The organism is Paraburkholderia sp. J41, from assembly GCF_905220235.1.
Lineage (GTDB): Bacteria > Pseudomonadota > Gammaproteobacteria > Burkholderiales > Burkholderiaceae > Paraburkholderia.
The window spans coordinates 190,543-205,368 of sequence record NZ_CAJMZE010000010.1; the positions used below are offsets into that span (position 1 = coordinate 190,543).

Sequence of the window (14,826 nt, forward strand, 5' to 3'; positions counted from 1 at the left end):
AATCAGACAGTACGACGAACATGGTGCGATCGGGATGCAAAACGCTACGACACTTTGATAGGAGCGCATGACAGTGAAATTGGGTGACGAAGAAACAGTACTCGAGGCGACGCAAGGGTTGTCCGAGTCTCAAGCGGCGGAGACGCCAAAAGAACCGGCGTCCAGCAAACCGGAGCTAACAATCGCCCCAGGCGAACTCGCCAGCACGCCTTCAACAGAGCAAAATCTCTCACGGATAAAGGATATCTACAAAGAGATCGTGTCAATGTTGAAGGACACGCTTGATGTCTCATGGAAAATAGCTCCGCTCGCATTTCTGCCAGCAGCGTTGTTCCTGTGGAGCTATCTAAAATCGATCCATTGGACATCCCTCTTTCAATACTCCGCAATGTCGGGTTCCGGTCTGATCTTTCTATTCGCCGCAGCGATGCTATTGGCTGTCGCTGCAGTTTTGCAGTTTGTCTTGCCGTCAATCATGCTAATCGGTACGTTGTCGCACTACCGTCTTGATCGTACGATACCGAAGGCGGTACCTCGGTTGTACCACTGGGCCATGGGTGGATGGCTACTCGGATTCGCGATCATCATCGGATCTGATTCCAGTCAGGCATGGATCATATGCGCTCTAACGTTCGCCTCTGCGTCGATCTTTGCGTTGGCGCGGCGTGACGATCTGAATTTGCGGGCCAAACCCGGCGTATGGCGCCATATGTCGGTCCTGTATTCTCTTTTCTTTGCTGGCGTCACCATGGTAACAATGTGTATGACGTCGGTACCACTGTTACTAGCGCTCCACATCGCTGAGAGATACGTTGATGGCGGGTTTTCGGAAAAGTTGATCGGGTTTGGTGTATGCCTTGCAACTACTATTATTAGCCTGCTGCCAGGCTATATGTACATGAACGCGCGCACGTGGAAGGTCGGTGTCTATCAACCGACGAAGCTAGCATTGCTGGGCGTGTTCTTCCTGTCATACGTTGTTTTGGCGGGAGCCGCGATGTTCTTGCCGGTATCCACCACCGTGCTGCGACTAGCTGGTGTCTACAGCAACGAAATGCAGACCTTTGAGGTTCTTCAGCCAACTTTGGTGGGTGCGGCAAACGCGGCTGGGCTGTCTGTGAATGACGATGGAAAGTTGACGTTGCTTCGCGGATACGTTCGGTATGATTTTGGTGGAACACGTCTGCTTTGCAGCAAACCCTTTGATCCGGCGACGGTAACGATCGACGCGATAAAGTTCGCCCGTAGGCACAAGCTGCCCGACCCGGGAGTCCTTGCCGGCGCCGGTTGCGTGCAAGCCTCGTCGACGGAACTTCGTTCTCTGCACCTGCCAATATGAAGCAGTGGAGCCTTGACGCCGGAACGCGCTCTGCAGCGTTTTGGGCCCGACTTGCCGAGTAGCCGGGATCGGTTCGCAGGCCCTTGTGCTGTCAGGCCCAACGACAAGCATTTTGCTCGCGCTGCATCGTGCGATTGCGTTCACAACAGGTTGGATGCATCTCGCGGTAACGCCACCAGTAGTCAGGGTGCCGGCTGTGCCGTGTGGCCTAAGCCCAGGCCTGATTTGCCCAGTATTCGGCATTGACGCGCATGCGTTCGTGCTGCTACGCCCGTCGCCGCGCGAGCTGCCGGGCCTATGACGAGCAGCAGCGTTGATTCGGAAGGTGTGCGAGCGGGGTGAAATACGCGCCGCAGGCGGCGCAAGTGCGGACCAGCATTATGACGGGGATCAACGCAGGTATCGCGAGAGGGGCGGCCCCCTCAGGCGACAGGGAGCAGCCGAAAGCCAAGGGCCGTGCCGACCTACCCGGAACAATTTTCCGTTGCTTGCAATGCTCGCGCGTTTCATGGCTTCGGATGCCGGAGCGTCGGCGCAGCGCGATAAACCCGGTGTAGTATGCATTAGTGCTCGGCGCCGCCGTAGGCGACGTCGCAGAACTTTGATGCCGACAGTCCGGTTAGTCGAGGCCCATCGGTGCGTCCTATGCCGCGATGACCAAATGGAGATTGCGAGTGGATTCCCCGAAGCGTTGGACCTGTAAGATCCACGACGCCCATGATGGGAGCGGCGACGGCGTTGTGCAGATTCCTGACGAGCTTTGGGACGAACTGGCGGCCCAAGGATGGCAACCCGGGGACGTACTCGAAATTGATTCGGCTGCGGAGTCCGGCTCAGTGGTCATTCGAAATCGCTATGCGGAGTGCCGTCGGTCTTCCGCGCCGCCCAAGTCATAACGGGATACCTGCAAAGTCTACTCATTGGCGCCACACTGTGGCGGTTATTCCCTTCCGACTAGATTGGTCGCGCGAACTCCGTTGCACCCGACGAGTTGCTTGGGGTGTGACTTCTTGTAGGCCCGAACCGCAGTCCAACGAATTCGCGCGACAAATCCGCTCAATCCAACGAATTCAGTTCGGATGGGCTGGCGCTGACTACCGAATTCGTTAGCAAGTTATTGATTTTTCGAGGAGCGCTGTCTAACGAATTCGAGATCCCTGCAGGTGCAGCGCCGCCTGACCCTCGCCGCACGCACGAAAAACCCGCTCGAACGAGCGGGTTTTTTTTCGTCTGCACGCCACGCAGAACCGTCTTTAGCACGGCAGGCGGCGCCAGGGAAATTCCGCCGAAAACCATTAGGTATCCCTACCAATCATGCGTTTTGTATAACGAGATAAACAAAATCGAGATGCATGTAACATCCCCGCCCTTTCACGCTGTCCGCCGCACCGGTATGGCAGTGCGCGTCAACATCGGCTTGCAACAGCCTTACCGCAGGACTCACCCATGACCGGCCTTTCGCGCCGAAGCTTCCTCAAAGCCAGCGTTATCGCGGGCGTTTCGGTTTATGTCGCGCCGTTCGGCAGCCGCGCATTCGCCGCACTGTTCGAAGAAAAAATTCTCACGCCCGTCGACTGGGACGCCGCGAGCGGCCATCCGAAGTCGCGCATCGACGGTATCGCCAAAGTCACCGGCGCGAAGGTGTTCGCGCGCGACATGCGCGCCTTCGACATGCCGCATTGGCCGCAGCAGCAATCGCATGCGCTCGTCCTGCGCACGACGCTCGCCGATCGCACTTACGACGGCTTCAGTCTCGACCTGCTCGGCGACGCGCTGCAACCCGATCGCGTGGTGACCGCCGACGATCTCGCGCGCGACAACCTGCGCTTTCCCGCGTTCTACGGCGACGACATGCTGCTGCCGCGCGGCAAGACGCCCGCGTATCTCGGCCACGCCGTCGCGATCCTGATCTATCACGACTTCGCGCGCTTTCGTCTTGCGAAGGACCGGCTGCAATTCCGCGAGGGCGTGATTCGCTACGGCGCGCAAACGGGCGCGCTCGAACGCGATCCGTGGGGCACGTTCCGCTTCGTGCGCGTGGGCGGCGCGACGCCGTTCGACGACGACGTGTTTTCGAGCCTCAAGAACGCGCCCGTGTTTCCGGCCGCGATGCGCAAGCATCAGCCCGTGTGGCCCGACGGCAAGGATCACGGCAAGCTCGACGAACAAGGCATGTTCCACGCGGGCGACATCGCCGACGAACTCGACACGCCGCCCGCCGGCTGGCTCGTGTTCGAGCGCGACTACAGCACGCAATCCGTCGATACGGCGGCGCTCGAGCCCGACAACGCCAACTGCTGGTACGACGCCGCCACGGCTTCGCTGCATTTGATCGTGCCCACGCAAGGTCCGGCCGAAGTGGCGCAGAGTGTCGCGGAAATGACCGCGCGTTGCCGCATGCCGGTGAAGAACGTGTTCCTGCATCCGTGCTACACGGTCGGATACGGCTCGAAGGATCACTACAACGTGCCGTTTTATGGACTTGTCGCGGCACTGTACGGCGACGGCCGCCCGGTGCGTTTCGCCAACGACCGCTACGAGCAGTTCCAGACCTCGCTCAAGCGCCACGCGTTCAACATGAAGTACCGCATCGGCGTGGACCAAAGCACGGGCCTGCTTCAGTCGTTCAAGGGCGATTTCGAAGCGAACGGCGGCGGGCGCATGAACTTTTCGCCTTCGGTGGCGATGGTCGGCGCGACGGCGGCGCAGTCAATCTATTACTTTCCCAAGAGCGACTTCACCGCGGTGGCCATCGCGTCGCGCGCCGTGGACGCGGGTTCCGCGCGCGGCTACGGCACGCTGCAAAGCATGGCCGCGACCGAGATGATGATCGACGAAATCGCCGCTGAACTGAGACTCGACCCGATCGAATTCCGCCTGAAGAACGTGTTGCGCTCGGGCATGAAGAACACGCAGGGCGCGATTCCCGCCGGCGCCGTGCGCGCTGCCGAAGTGCTCGAAAAGGCGCGGCTGCATCCGTTGTGGACGGAGCGCGCGAAGAACAAGGCGTCGTACGAACTCGCGCATCCGGGCAAGCGCTACGGCGTGGGTTTCGCGTGCGTACAGAAGGACTTCGGCACGGGCGCGGAAGCGTCGTTCGCGAAAGTCGAATTGAGCGAGAGCGGCGCGATCGCGCTGTATCACTCGGGAGCCGAAATCGGCACGGGCATGTCGACTTCGCAGGCGATTGCCGTGGCGAAGTGGCTGGGCATGCCGGCGGGCGAAGCCCGCTTCGCGCTCAACGAATGGCCCGACTTGCCCGTGGTGACGAGCGGCGACCCGTATCTGATGTCCCAAGCGGAACAAGACCGGCTCACGCGCAATCCGCGCTGGTCGCCGGCTTTCATGTCGCCCGCGAGCGCGACCAATTCGGCGTTCTACTTCACGCACAGCACGCGCGAGGCGGCGCGCGTGGTCTTCCTGCACGGCCTGTGGCCCGCGGCGATGTCGATCTGGACACAGGGCATCGGCGGCGGCCAGGCGGCGTCGTTCGTCGTGCGCGCGGAAGACGCGCGCTGGGTGAACGGCAAGCTTTCCGCCGACGGCCTGGAGCCGCTGCCGCTCGCGCGGCTCGCGAAGCGCGCGCACGAACTCGGCCTCGTGACGGGCGCGGCCGTACACGTGTTCAACCGCTGGCAATGGGCCGAAGCCGAATTCGCCATCGACGGAAAAATCGAGCGGCTGCCCATCGACGGTCTCTCGCTGCGTTACGGCAAAGGCGCCGGCAAGGATGCAGGCGAAGGCGCGCAAAAAGACGCCGCGAAGCGCGCGAACACGCCCAGCGGCTATCGCGTGCTCGACCGCAAGCAAGTGTTCATTCCGCCTGTGCAGCGCAACAACGCGACCGTCACGTATTACAGCGCGGTCGGCACGCTGGTCGAACTCGCGGTGAGCACGGCGAGCGGCGAAGTCGAACTGCTCGCGCATCACTCGGTCATGGAGTGCGGCAATCAACTCTCGCCGCAGCTCGTTTCGGGGCAGTTGCAGGGCGGCATCGCGATGGGCATCGGCCACGCGCTGCACGAATATCTGCCGCTTTACGAAGACGGTCCCGGCAACGGCACCTGGAACTTCAATCGCTACAAGCTGCCCCGCGCGAGCGACGTTGCCGTGTGGACGCAAACCGGCGACGTGCTGCCGCCGCTTACCGAAACCGATCCGCCGAAAGGCATCGCCGAAGTCGTGATGATTCCGGTCGTCGGGGCGATCGTGAACGGACTCGCGCACGCCATCGGGCATCGTTTCCGTGACCTGCCCGTTACGCCCCAAAAGATTCAGGAGGTGCTCGCATGAACGCGGCTGCATCGAAACCCGCTTTGCCATCCGATTCGAAGTCCGCTTCGAATCCTGCTTTGAATCCCGCTTCGAATCCCGCGTTGAAGTCCGCTTCGAATCCCGCTCCGCAGCCGCTCGTGCGCTACGAAACGAAAGCGGTTTCCATGACCGTGAACGGCCGCGCGGTCGGACCGGTCGAGGTGCCGTCCACGCTCATGCTCGTCGATTTCCTGCACGAGTATCTCGGCCTCACCGGTTCGCGGCTCGGCTGCGGGCAGGGCGTCTGTCACGCATGCGTCGTGATTCTCGACAAGACCGACGGCGCGAGCGAGGAAGTGCGCGCGTGTATCACCGGCGTGCATTTTTTCGACGGCAAGAAGATCCGCACGATCGAAGGCCACGCGAAGCGCGATGAGCACGGCGAGATCGTCGCGCTCTCGGCGGTTCAGCAGAAGTTTCTCGAACACTTCAGCTTCCAGTGCGGCTACTGCACGCCGGGCTTCGTGAATGCGGCCACGGTGCTGATCGAAAGACTGCAACGCGAGCCGGTCGAGCGTGCGGACGTCGAGGCCACGATCACGGCGGCGCTCAACGACCATTTGTGCCGCTGCACCGGCTACGTGCGCTACTACGAGGCGGTGAAGGATCTCGTGCTGGGCACGCCCGGACTCGTAAAGGGCGGCGCATGAAGAATCGCATGATGACGGCATGGGTCGGCAGCGCGTTGCTCGTGCTGGGTGCGCTCGCGCTGAGCGCGTGCAATGACAATCGCGGCAGCCGGGACGACTACGCGGGCGCACGCGCGCACGGCAGCGAAACCGCGCCGCTGCAAAACGGCGACGCCGCGCAGATCGCGCGCGGCCGCTATCTCGCCAAAGCGGCCGATTGCGCGGCCTGCCACACCGCGCCCGACGGCGCGCCGTTCGCGGGCGGCGTGAAAATCGAGTCGCCGTTCGGCAGGTTCTACGGCACGAACATCACGCCGGACCGCGAGCACGGCATCGGCAACTGGAGCGCCGACGACTTCTGGCGCGCGCTGCACGACGGCGTCTCGCCGAACGGCCAGCTTTATCCGGCGATGCCTTACACGTCGTATCGGCAGATCACCCGCGACGACAGCGACGCGCTCTACGCATACTTGATGTCGCTGCCGCCCATACCCGCCAAAGATAAGGAACCCGAACTATCGTTTCCGTTCAACCAGCGCTTCGGCGTGTGGTTCTGGAAACTGCTGTTCCTGAAAGACGCGCGGCCGGACGCTTCCACGGGCAACTCCGCCGTGTGGCAGCGCGGCCGTTATCTCGTCACCGCGCTCGGGCATTGTGCCGAATGCCACACGACGCGCGGCGTGTTCGGCCAGCTCGACGATGCGAAGCCGCTGGGCGGCGGCACGCTCGGCCGCGTCACCGCGCCCGGCATCACGCCCGCGCTGCTCGCGCAACGCGGCTGGACGGCCGCCGACCTGCGCGCGTTCTTCGCAACCGGCGTCGCGCCGCAGGGTTCGGCGTTCGGGGAAATGCATCCCGTCGTGCAATTGAGCACGCAGTATCTTTCCGACGACGATCTCCACGCGATGACGACGTATCTGCTTGGCGATCGCGCGCCAGAGCCGCAGCCGCAGCCTTCGCCGGCGCAATCCGCCGACGCCGCGCAATTCGCGGCGGGGCGCGGCACGTATCTCGCCGTGTGCGCGGGATGTCACGGCGCCGAGGGCGAGGGCAAGCCGCACGTCGCGGTGGCGTTGCGCGGCAATTCGACGGTGCGTCAGCATGATGCGCGCAACCTGATCGTGAGCGTGCTCGATGGCGTCGAGGCGCAGCGCTTTCCGGGCCTGGAGAGCATGCAGGAGATGCCTGGTTTCGCCGCCACGCTGTCCAACGAGGAGATCGCGCAACTCGCGAACATGATGCGCTCGCAATGGGGCAATGCGGCGGGCAATGCGGCGGGCAATGCGGCGGGCAATGAGGGAAATGCAGCGGCCGAGGTGAGCGCCGCGCAAGTCCAGGCGCTGCGCCGCTAGCACGCCAGGCATGGACAGCGTCGATCTCGAAGTGTTGAAAACGGCCGCGCATTGGCTCGATGCGGGTCATCGCGCGCTGCTCGTGACGGTGGTGAAAACGTGGGGCTCGTCGCCGCGGCCCGAGGGCTCGATGCTCGCGTTGCGCGACGATGCGCGCGCGGTCGGCTCGGTGTCGGGCGGCTGTATCGAGGACGATCTGCTCGAGCGCGTGCGTCGCCACGGCATCGCGCTCGCGCGGCCCGAAGCCGTGCAATACGGCGTTTTGGCCGACGAGGCGCATCGCTTCGGCTTGCCTTGCGGGGGCACGATCGAACTCGTGCTCGAACCGCTGAAGGGCGAGCGCGAGGCGCGCGGCCTGCGTGCCCTGCTCGATGCGATCGAAAGCGGTCAACTCGTCGCGCGCACGCTCTCCATGGCCACGGGCGACGCCACGCTCGGCCCCGCCCGCGCCACCGACGGCGTGCGCTTCGACGGCGCGCATCTGCGCACGGTCCACGGCCCGCGTTACCGGCTGCTCGTGATCGGCGCGGGCCAGCTTTCGCGTTATCTCTGCGAGATCGCGGCGGGGCTCGATTACCGCGTGATCGTGTGCGATCCGCGCGAGGAATACGTCGATACGTGGAACGTGCCCGGCACGACGCTCGTGCGCACCATGCCCGACGATACCGTGCTCGACATGAAGCTCGACGCACGCAGCGCCGTGATCGCGCTCACGCACGACCCCAAACTCGACGACCTCGCGTTGATGGAAGCGCTCAAGACGCCCGCGTTCTACGTGGGCGCGCTCGGCTCGCGGCGCAACGACGCGGCGCGTCGCGAGCGGCTGCGCGAATTCGACGTGAGCGACGCCGAAATCGCGCGCCTGCGCGGTCCGGCGGGCGTTTATATCGGCAGCCGCACGCCGCCCGAAATTGCCCTATCCATACTTGCGGAATTGACGGCCGCGAAACACGGCGTGCGCTTGCCCGCGCATTGCGATATTCGCGAAGCAAAGACATGGCGCGGCGGAGAAAGCGCGGGTTGCGCGACGCCGTTCGCCCGCGCGTGAGCTATCCACAGGCACTTGCGGATAACCGGCGGAAAAGCCCTGGAAATCGTTGTGCATGAATCGGGGATAACGTCGGCGGCGCGCAAAACGGCGAAAAGTTACTCAAAGTCCCGGCGCCTTGTCCCCGCGCGACCCAAAACGTTATCAATCCGCCATGCGATTGTTTACTCAATGCTTTTACCGGGTTATCCACAGAAAACCCAGGGGCTTGTTAACTACTACTACGTTTACATATACATCGCTTAAAAAACCTTAAAGACATCGCGCCGGAATGGCGCACGCGTCACAACAACGGAAGATAAAGCTCGGTTTTGAGCGCTTCGGGCGCGACTTCCTCGGGCGTGTTCAGATAAACCTCGAACGACGGCGCGGCGAAATCCGCTTGCTCGCCGGACCCGGCCAGCCAGTCGCCGTAAAACCAGTTCCACGCCTGCATCAGCCCTTCGTACGGGCCGGCATGAAGCAACCGCGCATGCTTGCCGCCGCGCAGTTGCACGCGCTCCACAGGACCGCCCACGGTGACGTCCTGCGGTGGATCGAGATGAATGGCCGCCTTGGCGCGCAGCTTCGCGGGCTCGACCGTCTCGGGATCGTCGTAATAGATGCCGACCAGCCGGCCGCCCGACGTGCGCACCTGGCGCTCGCCGAGCCATTGCGCGAGCGTGTAGAACGCGTCGCCGATCGACATGTACGGTCCCGTGTGGCCGACGGCAAGCAGATCCATCGGTTCGAGGGTCAGGAGTTCCACTTCGCGGGATGACATGACGGCTGCTCCTTTCGCGGATCAGGGCGTTTCACGATAGCACCGCGCGCATTCGGGTGTTCGCTGCGCGCGCGCAAGGCGAGCCGCTTTTCGGAGCATCTTCGAGCCGCTTTTCGGTCCGCTTTTCGGTCCGCTTTTCGATCCGCTTCCCGGGCCGCTTTTCGGAGCGCTTTCCGGTCCGTTTTTCGTTCCGCTTCGGACATGCTTCCAGGACCGCATCGCGCGCCGTCAGGAAGTGACCCGTGCGACGGGATGGGCTTCGAGCCAGGCGTTTTCCTCGTCGTCGTACAGCCGCGAGCGCGTGAGAAAGCGCAGCCCCGTGGGGCGTTCGAGCGAGAACATGCCGCCGTTGCCCGGCACGGCGTCGATGATGAGCTGCGTGTGCTGCCAGTATCGGTATTGCGCTTCGGTCATGTAGAACGGCATGCCGCCGATCTCGCCGAGATGCACGTCCGCGCCGCCGACGATGAATTCGCCCTGCGCGAAGCACATGGGCGCGCTGCCGTCGCAGCATCCGCCCGATTGATGGAACAGGAGCGGGCCGTGTTCGCTCGCGAGACGCTCGATGAGCGTGCGTGCGGCCGGGGTTGCAATCACGCGTTCAACCATGAAGCTTTCCTCCACGACGTGCGGAAACGGAACCGCGAAAGCCGGCGAAAAAAGCGCGCCGCGCCGGGGCACGGCGCGCCTCTCTCGAACCCGGCGCGCGAACGCCGCTCAGAAGAAACCGAGCGGCTTGTCGCTGTAGCTCACGAGCAGGTTCTTCGTCTGCTGATAGTGGTCGAGCATCATCTTGTGGTTCTCGCGCCCGATGCCCGACTGCTTGTAGCCGCCGAACGCCGCGTGCGCCGGATACGCGTGATAGCAGTTGGTCCACACGCGGCCGGCCTGGATCGCGCGGCCGAAGCGATACGCGCGCGTGCCGTCGCGCGTCCACACGCCGGCGCCAAGGCCGTAGAGCGTGTCGTTGGCGATATCCAGCGCTTCCTCTTCGGTCTTGAACGTGGTGACGGACACCACCGGCCCGAAAATCTCTTCCTGGAAGATGCGCATCTTGTTGTGGCCGCGGAACACGGTCGGCTTCACGTAATAGCCGTCGCCGAGTTCGCCCGCCAACGCGTTGCGCTCCCCGCCGATCAGGCATTGCGCGCCTTCCTGCTTGCCGAGATCGATATACGAGAGGATCTTTTCGAGCTGCTCCTGCGAAGCCTGCGCGCCGATCATCGTTTTCGTGTCGAGCGGATGGCCTTGCTGGATTGCCGCCACGCGCTCGACCGCGCGCTCCATGAAGCGGTCGTAGATTTTTTCGTCGATGAGCACGCGCGACGGGCACGTACACACCTCGCCCTGATTGAGCGCGAACATCGCGAAACCTTCGAGCGCCTTGTCGAAGAAACTGTCGTCGTGATCGAGCACGTCGGCGAAGAAGATATTCGGGCTCTTGCCGCCCAGTTCGAGCGTGACCGGAATGATGTTCTGGCTCGCGTATTGCATGATCAGGCGGCCGGTGGTGGTTTCGCCCGTAAACGCGATTTTCGCGATGCGCTTGTTCGAGGCGAGCGGCTTGCCGGCTTCGAGCCCGAACCCGTTGACGACGTTGAGCACGCCCGGCGGCAGCAGATCCTGAATCAGCTCGACGAGCACGAGCAGCGAGGCCGGCGTCTGCTCGGCGGGCTTGAGCACGACGCAGTTGCCGGCCGCGAGCGCGGGCGCGAGTTTCCACGACGCCATGAGGATCGGAAAATTCCACGGAATGATCTGGCCGACCACGCCTAGCGGCTCGTGAAAGTGATACGCCACCGTGTCGTGATCGACTTCCGAAATGCCGCCTTCCTGCGCGCGCACGCAGCTCGCGAAGTAGCGGAAGTGATCGGCGGAAAGGGGAATGTCGGCGGCCAGCGTTTCGCGCAGCGGCTTGCCGTTGTCGATGGTTTCGGCCACGGCGAGCGTATGCAGGTTCTGCTCGATGCGATCGGCGATGCGGTTGAGGATGTTGGCGCGGTCGGCGGGCGAGGTCTTGCCCCACGCGGTTTTGGCCTTGTGCGCGGCGTCGAGCGCCAGTTCGATGTCGGCTTCGCGCGAACGCGGAATCGACGTGAACGGGTGGCCGGTGATGGGCGAGAGGTTGTCGAAATACTCGCCGCCGAGCGGCGCGACCCATTCCCCGCCGATGAAGTTGCCGTACTGCTTTTTATACGGGAATTCCGTGGTCAGGAACTGCATGTCCGCGTGATTCATCTGCGTGCTCCTCGCTGTTCTCGATGTCGATATGAACGGATGCGGCGTAACACCGCCGCCGCGACCGCCATGCGGCAACGCGAGAAGCATGCCAATGCGCCGGCGGCGCTGCTCGCCGGGCCACGCGAGGCCGCGCGAGGCCGCGCGAGGCCGCGCGTGGGGCGGGGCAGGCCGCGCCGCGCGACTGTCTGCGCGCGTCGATCGAACCGGCGCGAGCGATTGTGCCGATGCGGCACAGCGCGCGTTGGCCAGTGCGCAAAGAATGAACACGCCGGACGAAAGGCAGTGCGCGAACGCGACGAAATCGGCGCAAAGCCGATAGCGGAAAGGGAGAATTGCGGCGCTCCGGCCTCACATGCGGTAGGCTTGGCACCCGTAACAGTCAGGAGAGTTCGATGTCGAGCACATTCGTTTGCCGCAACCAGTCGTGCGAAACCCCGTGGGAACAAAGCGAGGTGGAGATCCGGAACGAAGGCCAGGGGCCGTTGTTCCGCTGCCCCGTGTGCGGCGCCCGCAATTATCTCGAGCAGTTCGAAGACGACGAAGGCAACGCCGTCTACGAACAGGTGGACGGCAAGCCGTTTCTTTGATCGAGCGATCGGTTAGAGCAGTTGCGTGACGAGCGTCACGCCGAAGAAGAAGCCGCCGACCACGCCGAGCGCGCGACCGACGAGCAGCAGGTTCAGGTCTTCGTCCAGCAGGGTGGGGTCGCGGCGGTCGCGCCAGATCGTCTTGAGCAGCAGCGGACGAAACAGCAGCACCACGGCGGAAATCACGACAGGCACGGCGAGCCGGATTGCCAGACTGACTTTCTTTTCGGGCGGAATATCCAGCCAGATCAAAACGAGAACGAGCGCTGCCGTGAAAATCGCGCCGACGATCGAACCGGCCACGAGCCGGTCGGTAGGATGGCCATGCATCTTTGATTTACCTCGAAAAACTGTTCGATCGGACTATGATCGGACACGCGTCAGATAATCCCTATCGGAAGAATCTGAAAAGCGCCGACGTTGCAGTCGATTGGGATTTCGATTAAATCGGCCGAATGTCGCGAGCGGCGCATCGGGCGGTTTATGTGGTGTTGCGTCCCCTTTTCTGATGGATATCAGAGTTTCCTTACCTATTCACTCGGGTAGGCTGGCGCACGCCGCCAGGCGTCCTACAGTACTTCATACGAAAAGAAACTAGGGCAGTCCGAACGGGGGAACGCCATGACATTCGTCGAGCAGGAAATCGCGCACATTGCGCGGGTGATGCCGCCGTCGCTTTCGGGAGAGTTCGAAGTGCCGGTGATGGGCGTCGAATACTGGCGCAAGCGCCTTTACGCGCTCCTTCGTCAGAATCATCTGACTCACATGCAGCTTTCGACCGTCGATACGCTGCTGCGCCAGCTCGACGGCTTCGAGTCGCTCGGCCGCTGGATGCCGCGCGCTCGGGTGCGTTCGCGTCGCGCGAGGTAGGCGCGTGCGTGCTGGGGCGGGGATTTATTCGGGCGGGGTTCGGCTAAAAATGCCGCGCGGAAATGCCAAAAAGCCCGATCGCAAGGATCGGGCATTTTGGCTGAATTCACTGGTGGGGCGTGAGTGACTCGAACACTCGACCTACGGATTAAGAGTCCGAGAAACATCGCACTCATCCATGTGGATTGATATCCATGTAGGCACCAAAAATCCTGTATAGATAAGGCTTCTGGCCTTAACCTACGGATTTTCTCGTTGACTCATGTGGACTGATTTCCCTAGTATTTGCCTACATGGTGCCTACATGGGAAATGGATGAGCAAACAGAACTTCACGGCGGCTCGGGTCGATAGCTTCGAATGCGAGCCCGGCAAGCTGCAAACAATCTACTGGGATGCGAAGACGCCTGGTTTCGGATTGCGCGTGACTACGGCCGGCGCGCGGGCCTACATCTTCGAATCTCGACTCTTTGGAAAAACGGTGCGGGTGACGGTTGGGGATGCTCGGGCGTGGGATTTGGGGCGCGCCCGCACTGAGGCCGCGCGGCTCAAGACGCTTATTGATGATGGGAAGGACCCGCGCGAGGTACGGGCGGAGCAGCAGGCCGCGCATGAGGCACGTCGCGTGGAGGCCAAGCGGCAGGACGCGATGTTTGGTGTTGTGTGGGACGAGTATGTCGAGAACCGGAAGGCATTCTGGGGTGAGCGCCATTATCGCGATCACTTGCAGCATGCAGACGAAGGGGGCCAGCCGAAGAAGCGTGGCAAGGGCGTCACGCAGCCTGGTCCGTTGGCCCCACTTCGTTCCCTGAAGCTGTCCGAGTTGAGCAGTGAGCGGATCGCCGAATGGCTCGCGGCCGAATCGAAAGAGCGGCCGACGATGTCGGCGCTATCGTTTCGTCTGCTGCGGGGGTTTGTCCGCTGGGTGGATGACATGCCAGTCTACAAAGGCATCGTTCCGGCTGATGCCTACAAGGCCCGGGATGTCCGTGACGTTGTTCCGCGCGTCAAGGCAAAAGACGGCGATTCATTGCAGCGTGAACAATTGGCCGTGTGGTTTCGCGAGGTTCGCCTGATCGCGAACCCGGTGCATAGCGCCTACCTGCAAGGGTTGCTGCTTACCGGCGCGCGCCGGGAAGAATGGGCGGGGTTGCGCTGGGAAGATGTCGATTTCCGCTGGCGCAGTCTCGTGCTGGACGACAAGGTCGAGGGCACCGGAGGACGAACGATCCCGCTGACGCCGTACCTGGCGATCGTGTTGATGAACCTGAAGCGGCTGAACGAGATACCCCCGGGTCGCAGGGAACTCGCTCGCTTGACGGAGAGGGGGGAGTTGTGGACACCATCGGAGTGGGTTTTTTCCAGCAAGACGTCGGCGGATGGCAAGATTGCCGAGCCGCGTATCGCGCATAACAAGGCGCTGGCAGCAGCTGGTTTGCCTCACGTTACGCTGCATGGCCTTCGGCGTTCGTTCGGTACGCTGTCCGAGTGGGTCGAGGTTCCGGTCGGCGTCGTCGCGCAGATTCAGGGGCACAAGCCGTCCGCCATCGCGGAGAAACACTATCGCCGTCGCCCGCTCGACCTGCTGCGTCTCTGGCATGACCGGATCGAGGCCTGGATGCTGGAACAGGCAGGGATTTCATTTACGTCACCGTCGGCCGCTGCCGGTGCAGAAGGTTCCTGA

Annotated in this window: 12 protein-coding genes; 8 read left to right on the plus strand and 4 right to left on the minus strand. The window is 62.8% G+C overall.

Annotated elements, in window-relative coordinates; all coding sequences use genetic code 11:
- The first annotated feature begins 67 nt into the window (after positions 1-67).
- The 5 genes from U5805_RS13280 (at position 68) to U5805_RS13300 (ending at position 8,682) form a co-directional block, all read left to right on the plus strand.
- A complete protein-coding gene (locus U5805_RS13280) occupies positions 68-1,339 on the plus strand; it encodes a hypothetical protein (RefSeq protein ID WP_322103931.1) in 1,272 nt (423 codons plus the stop codon).
- A gap of 1,446 nt (positions 1,340-2,785) precedes the next feature.
- Positions 2,786-5,632, plus strand: a complete 2,847-nt coding sequence (locus tag U5805_RS13285; protein WP_322103932.1) for a xanthine dehydrogenase family protein molybdopterin-binding subunit — start codon at positions 2,786-2,788, stop codon at positions 5,630-5,632.
- Complete coding sequence (locus U5805_RS13290) at positions 5,629-6,303, plus strand: (2Fe-2S)-binding protein (protein WP_322103933.1); 675 nt, start codon at positions 5,629-5,631, stop codon at positions 6,301-6,303. The genes U5805_RS13285 and U5805_RS13290 overlap by 4 nt, the downstream gene beginning before the upstream one ends.
- Entirely contained in the window at positions 6,300-7,634 is a 1,335-nt protein-coding gene (locus U5805_RS13295; RefSeq protein ID WP_322103934.1) for a cytochrome c, read from the plus strand. The genes U5805_RS13290 and U5805_RS13295 overlap by 4 nt, the downstream gene beginning before the upstream one ends.
- A gap of 10 nt (positions 7,635-7,644) precedes the next feature.
- Positions 7,645-8,682: an XdhC family protein gene (locus U5805_RS13300; protein ID WP_322103935.1), complete on the plus strand. Its 1,038-nt coding sequence runs from the start codon at positions 7,645-7,647 to the stop codon at positions 8,680-8,682.
- A gap of 283 nt (positions 8,683-8,965) precedes the next feature.
- Here U5805_RS13300 and U5805_RS13305 read toward each other — a convergent pair whose 3' ends face one another.
- From U5805_RS13305 to adh, 3 genes are all read right to left on the minus strand, one after another.
- Positions 8,966-9,445, minus strand: coding sequence for a GyrI-like domain-containing protein (locus U5805_RS13305; protein WP_322103936.1), 480 nt, complete (start codon positions 9,443-9,445; stop codon positions 8,966-8,968).
- Positions 9,446-9,673: 228 nt separating this feature from the next.
- On the minus strand, positions 9,674-10,054 hold the full coding sequence (locus U5805_RS13310) for a DUF779 domain-containing protein (protein WP_322103937.1): 381 nt from the start codon (positions 10,052-10,054) through the stop codon (positions 9,674-9,676).
- 108 nt (positions 10,055-10,162) lie between these two features.
- On the minus strand, positions 10,163-11,683 hold the full coding sequence (gene adh, locus U5805_RS13315; protein WP_322103938.1) for an aldehyde dehydrogenase: 1,521 nt from the start codon (positions 11,681-11,683) through the stop codon (positions 10,163-10,165).
- 395 nt (positions 11,684-12,078) lie between these two features.
- Between adh and U5805_RS13320 the strand changes: the two genes are divergently transcribed.
- Positions 12,079-12,273, plus strand: coding sequence for a hypothetical protein (locus U5805_RS13320; protein WP_322103939.1), 195 nt, complete (start codon positions 12,079-12,081; stop codon positions 12,271-12,273).
- 12 nt (positions 12,274-12,285) lie between these two features.
- On the opposite strand, the gene U5805_RS13325 is transcribed toward U5805_RS13320, so the two are convergent.
- Entirely contained in the window at positions 12,286-12,603 is a 318-nt protein-coding gene (locus tag U5805_RS13325; RefSeq protein WP_322103940.1) for a hypothetical protein, read from the minus strand.
- Between the two features lie 291 nt (positions 12,604-12,894).
- Between U5805_RS13325 and U5805_RS13330 the strand changes: the two genes are divergently transcribed.
- Together U5805_RS13330 and U5805_RS13335 are read left to right on the plus strand one after the other, a co-directional pair.
- Positions 12,895-13,143: a hypothetical protein gene (locus tag U5805_RS13330; RefSeq protein WP_322103941.1), complete on the plus strand. Its 249-nt coding sequence runs from the start codon at positions 12,895-12,897 to the stop codon at positions 13,141-13,143.
- 315 nt (positions 13,144-13,458) lie between these two features.
- Complete coding sequence (locus U5805_RS13335; protein WP_322103942.1) at positions 13,459-14,826, plus strand: integrase family protein; 1,368 nt, start codon at positions 13,459-13,461, stop codon at positions 14,824-14,826.